The organism is Clostridium sp. HCP1S3_C6 (assembly GCF_052066735.1).
GTDB lineage: Bacteria > Bacillota > Clostridia > Clostridiales > Clostridiaceae > Clostridium.
In genome coordinates this window covers 1-650 of sequence record NZ_JBQHRN010000073.1, presented here as the reverse complement: position 1 = coordinate 650, position 650 = coordinate 1, and the positions used below count along the sequence as shown (strand labels likewise).

Genomic DNA, 650 nt, shown 5'->3' with positions numbered 1-650 from the left:
ATGGTACAGGATACGGAATAGTCACTCATGATTGGATTACTAAAAATTGGTGGGGTGATCATACTGATCCATACGGATATTTAGCACAGTGGGGCATCAATAAGGCGCAACTAGCACAAGACTTGCAGACAGGATTGCCAGAAGATGGTTCAGAAACAATTGTAAACCCTGGCAAGCCGAACGCACCAAAATATAAAGTTGGGCAAAATATCCGATTCACTACTATATACAAAAATCCAGATGCACCAATCAACGAGCATCTCAATGCTAACACTCTTTGGACCCAAGTTGGCACGATTACTCAAAAATTAGATGGTCGTAAAAACTTGTATCGTATCGAAAACAGCGGCAAACTTTTAGGTTATGCAAACGATGGAGATATTGCAGAATTGTGGGAAAATAGCAAGCCGACACCTGCAAAAACATTTACTATCGGAGTAAATGAAGGTATTGTTCTTCGCAACGGTGCGCCAAACTTGTCAGCGCCTGTATATGGAATTTGGCCAAAAGGTGCACAATTTAGATATGATTCTGTTCATGTGGCAGACGGCTATGTATGGCTAGGTGGAACAGATTCAAACGGAGCAAGAATTCATATTCCTGTTGGCCCAAATGATGGAAATCCATCGAATACCTGGGGAACTGGATAC

Annotated in this window: 1 protein-coding gene; it reads left to right on the top strand. The window is 41.8% G+C overall.

Annotated elements, in window-relative coordinates:
• Positions 1-650 (top strand): SH3 domain-containing protein (locus tag ACTNAO_RS12770; protein ID WP_441048087.1); only part of this gene is annotated, 650 nt, incomplete at both ends.